This is a genomic window from Pseudomonas agronomica, assembly GCF_025917275.1.
Taxonomy (GTDB): domain Bacteria; phylum Pseudomonadota; class Gammaproteobacteria; order Pseudomonadales; family Pseudomonadaceae; genus Aquipseudomonas; species Aquipseudomonas agronomica.
The window spans coordinates 1-4,593 of sequence record NZ_JAOSHO010000411.1 but is presented as its reverse complement, the minus strand read 5'-3'; the positions used below and the strand labels follow the sequence as shown (position 1 = coordinate 4,593).

Below are 4,593 nucleotides of genomic sequence, written 5' to 3'. Positions count from 1 at the left end.
AATCGTGTTGTTCGCGCTCAGAGTAACGGTGGTGGTGTCGATGGTGTCGGTGATCTGGGTCACTGCCGGTGTGGTTGGCACGGTCACGGCGATGCCGCTGCCGCCGGTGGTGCCCGTCACAGTCACGCTGATCTGGCTTGGGTCGTTGTAGACGGTGTCGTTCGGCGCGAGCGGTACGTTGACGCTACCGGTCGTTTGTCCGGCCTGGATCACGATGACCGCGCCGTTGGACAAGGTCACGGTCAAGTCGGTCAGCGGCGCCTGGGTAACGGTTGCGGTGTAGACCAGCACGCCACCGGCTTCGGTGATGGTCGGCGTGGCGTTCAGGGTCATCGTCGCATTGAATACCGCGTTGGCGGTTGTATTGGCTGTGGTATTGCCGCCCAAGGTGTTGTTAGTGGCAGCAGCGGCTGCAGCGAGCCCTGCGGTCGGGAAGCCGATCGTCGGATCGACGCTGCCGGCCGTGGCGTCCAGCACGACGAAGCTGTGGCCGCCACCGGCGGCGCCACCTGTACCCGCGGCGGTTGGGCCTGCGGCGGTGGCTTCCAGGGCGGTCGTCGGGTCGACGCCGGCGGCGATGGCTTGCTGCAGCTCATCTACAGACGGCGCGGCTTGGGCTGTGGCCTGTTCGAGGTCGGTGGAAGAGTCCGGAGCGCTGGCGCTCCACTGAGTGTCGCGACCCAGGTCCAGCGTGCGGCCATCGGCCAGCTCCAATGTGACGGCGCCGGCAGGGCCTGTGTCCAACTGGTCGCCCACATTCAGGCGATCGCCCTCAATGAGTACGCGCCGAATACCTTCGGGGGATACGGCGAAAACCTGACCAACAATGCTTTTGACAACGGCAATAACACTGCTCATTGAAGACTCTCCGGGTACCACGTTCAGTAGACTTCCATGGACCCGACAGCCTCGATGGCCATAGCGGTCTGGACGTTCATGCTCACTAAGGGGAAATGTTTTGACGCTTTAACGTGACAATGTTTTGACTGTATTTTCCGGCGTATTTTGTTTCTGCCAAACTATTGACCTTCTGCCGGCCATCCTAAACAATCGCTTCCGTAATGTCACATTGATATTTAAGCGGCGACCTGTTCTTTCAGTGCGTGTTCCAGCTCCTGTTTTGAACTTTCCGACATACGGTCATTCCGGTTGCCATCATCCGATGCAGCGCCACGTTTCGCTGTGATTCAAGACAAGAGTTTCGGGAATAAACCAACCATGCGTTCGCACCTGCTCAAGGCTTTACCTTTCGCCCTCGCCGCCAGCTTCGTACAAGCACAAACCTTGCCGCAGGCCATGCAACAGGCATTGGACGTCCATCCAGAAATCCAGGCCGGTGTGAACAGTCGCCTGGCGGCGGACTATCAGCTCAAGGCGGCCAAAGGCGGCTACCTGCCTAGAGTGGACCTTGCAGCCGGTTATGGCCGTGAAGGCACCGACAGTGTGACGACCCGTTCGGGCAGCAATAACCATTGGGAAACCTTGAACCGCAGCGAGTCGAGCCTGCGTCTGTCGCAAATGGTTTTTGACGGTTTTGCGACGTCCAGCGAAGTAGGGCGTCAACAAGCCAACGTGAATTCCCGTGCCTATTCCTTGCTGGACGCGTCCGAGCGCACTGGGCTGACCGTGGCCCAGGTCTACCTGGACGTGCTGACCCGTCGCGAGTTCGTGCGCCTGGCCGAGGAAAACCTCAAGAGCCACGAGCGCATTTTCGACCAGATCAAGCTGCGTACCTCCCGTGGCGTGGGCAGCGGCGCCGACCTGGACCAGGCCGAAGCGCGCATGGCCCAGGCCCGCAACAACCTGATCACCGAGCAGACCAACCTGGCCGATGCCGAGACCAACTACCTCAGCACCGTCGGCCAAGTGCCCGACCAATTGGATCGTCCCGCCGACTTTATGGCGCTACTGCCGGCCAACCTGACCGAAGCCCGTGCCCAGATGCTGGAAAACAGCCCGGTACTGCGTTCGGCCGAAGCCGACATCGCCGCTGCCGAGAAACAGTACGAAGCTGCCAAGTCGAGCTTCTACCCACGCTTCGACGCTGAGCTGGGCCGCACCGCCGACAACGACCTGGACGGTCAGAACGGCCACAACAACGAGTGGCAGGCCATGTTGCGCATGCGCTTCAACCTCTACTCCGGTGGCAGTAACAAGGCCGACCTGGAGTCCAAGTCCTACCTGTCCAACCAGGCGCTGGATATCCGCAACAATGCGTTGCGCCAGTTGAATGAAGAGCTGGGCCTGGCCTGGAACGCCTTGAACAACGCCAACGCCCAAGTGCCGGTTGCCCAGCAATACGTGGATCGCAGCAACAGCGTGCGCACCGCCTACCAGCGTCAGTTCAGCCTGGGTGAGCGCACCCTGCTCGATTTGCTCGACAGCGAAAACGAGCTGTTCAGCGCTTCCCGTCGCCTGGCGGAGATCAAGAATGTGCAGTTGTTCACCCAGTACCGCATCAAGGCGACCATGGGCCAGTTGCTGAAAAGCCAGGGCGTGGTCGCGCCGTTGGCATCGGTTGTGCAGAACGACGTGAAACCCAAGGTCCAGTTGCCTGGGATGAATTGAGTCCTCCAACCCGTTTCAATCAGTCAGAGTGCCGAGCGTGGAATCAGAAGTCAGTCCAGTCGAACTAGTCCATGACCCGCGCACGCTGCACGACGACCCGCTGTTGGACGGTTTGCTGGCGCTCTGCATGCTGCATCAGAAACCTGCCAGCGCGGCGATGCTCACCACCGGCCTGCCGTTGCCCAAGCAACGGCTGAGCGTCGAATTATTGTCGCGTGCGGCGGCCCGTGCCGGTCTGCAAGGTCGGGTGCTGCAACGCAAGCTCGAGCAAATTCCCACCATCGCCATGCCGGCGCTGCTGCTACTTAAAGAAGGCCGCAGTGCCGTCCTGCTGGGCTGGGCCGGGGACGACCAGGCGCGGTTGCTGCTCAGCGAAAGCGATGGCGGTGAAGTCACCGTCAGCCGTGAACTGCTCGCCGATGACTACAGCGGCAAGGTGTTCTTCGCCCAGCCGCAGCATAAATTTGACGTTAATCACGGCACGCTCATTCCCCGGGCGCGTTCGTGGTTTCGCGACACCCTCAAGCGGTCCCGTTGGCTGTACGCCGACGCCATCGCCGCCAGCCTGTTGATCAACATCATCGCCATGGCCGCGCCGCTGTTCGTGATGAACGTCTACGACCGCGTGGTGCCGAACCAGGCCGAATCGACCCTGTGGGTCTTGGCCGTCGGCATCACCGGCGCCTACGTGTTCGACCTGATCCTGAAAATGCTGCGCAGCCTGTGCCTGGACCTGGCCGGCAAGAAAACCGACCTGATCATCTCGGCGACGCTGTTCGAGCGCATCGTCGGCATGGCGATGAAATACCGTCCGGCGCGGGTGGGCAGCTTCGCCCAGAACATCCATGAGTTTCAAAGCCTGCGGGACTTCCTGGCCTCGCTGACCCTGACCAGCCTGATCGATTTGCCGTTCACGCTGCTGATCTTCATGGTCATTGCCATCCTCGGTGGGCATCTGGTGTGGATTCCGGTGGTGGCGTTTCCGCTTGCGCTGTTGATCGGCTATGCGCTGCAGAAGCCGTTGGTGGCGACCATGGAGCGAACCATGGCCCTGGGCGCCGAGCGCCAGTCCAGCCTGATCGAAACCCTGGCCGGCCTGGACGCGGTGAAGGTCAACAACGCCGAGAGCGAGCGCCAGTACCAATGGGAACAGACCATCGGCACCCTCAGTCGCCTTGAGCTGCGGGTGAAGATGTTGTCCGGCCTGGCGATGAACATCACGTTGCTGATCCAGCAACTGGCCGGTGTGGTCATGATTGTCTTCGGCGTCTACCAGATCATCGCCGGCAACCTCAGCATGGGCGGGCTGGTTGCCTGCTACATGCTCAGCGGCCGCGCCCTCAGCCCGCTGGCGTCGCTCTCGGGTTTGCTGACCCGCTACCAGCAGGCGCGGGTGACGATGACGTCCGTCGACCAGATGATGGAGTTGCCACAGGAGCGCAATTTCGAAGAGCGTCCGCTGAGCCGCAAGGTGTTGCAGGGGGCGATCGAGTGCCGCCAGCTGAACTTCACCTACCCGAACCAGCAGAACGCCGCGTTGAAGAACATCAACCTGGTGATCAAGCCCGGCGAGAAGATCGGCATCATCGGCCGCAGCGGCTCGGGCAAGAGCTCCCTGGCCAAGTTGCTGGTGGGCCTGTACCAACCGGACGACGGCGCATTGCTGGTGGATGGTGTGGACATTCGCCAGATCGACGTCAGCGAGCTGCGCTACAACATTGGCTACGTGCCCCAGGACATCCAGCTGTTGGCCGGCACCCTGCGCGACAACCTGACCTCGGGCGCCCGTTACGTCGAAGACGAGCTGGTGCTCCAGGCTGCAGAACTCGCGGGCGTGCATGAATTTGCCCGCCTGCATCCGCAAGGCTATGAACTGCAAGTCGGCGAGCGCGGGCAGAATCTGTCTGGCGGGCAGCGGCAGAACGTCGCCCTGGCTCGCGCGTTGCTCCTCAATCCGCCCATCCTGTTGTTGGACGAGCCCACCAGTGCCATGGACAACACCGGTGAGGAACGCTTGAAGCAGCG

The 4,593-nt window shown here is 61.6% G+C and carries 3 protein-coding genes; 2 read left to right on the top strand and 1 reads right to left on the bottom strand.

The features are described from left to right. Positions 1-858, bottom strand: an 858-nt coding sequence (locus OC610_RS21695; protein ID WP_264430662.1) for a retention module-containing protein, incomplete at its 3' end; no start/stop codon positions are given. Between the two features lie 360 nt (positions 859-1,218). On the opposite strand from OC610_RS21695, the gene OC610_RS21690 reads away from it, so the two are divergent. Then, positions 1,219-2,568 (top strand): TolC family outer membrane protein, encoded by a 1,350-nt coding sequence (locus OC610_RS21690; protein WP_264430661.1) that lies wholly within the window; start codon positions 1,219-1,221, stop codon positions 2,566-2,568. A 37-nt stretch (positions 2,569-2,605) separates the two neighbouring features. Then, a partial coding sequence (locus OC610_RS21685) for a type I secretion system permease/ATPase (protein WP_264430660.1) occupies positions 2,606-4,593 on the top strand: 1,988 nt, incomplete at its 3' end.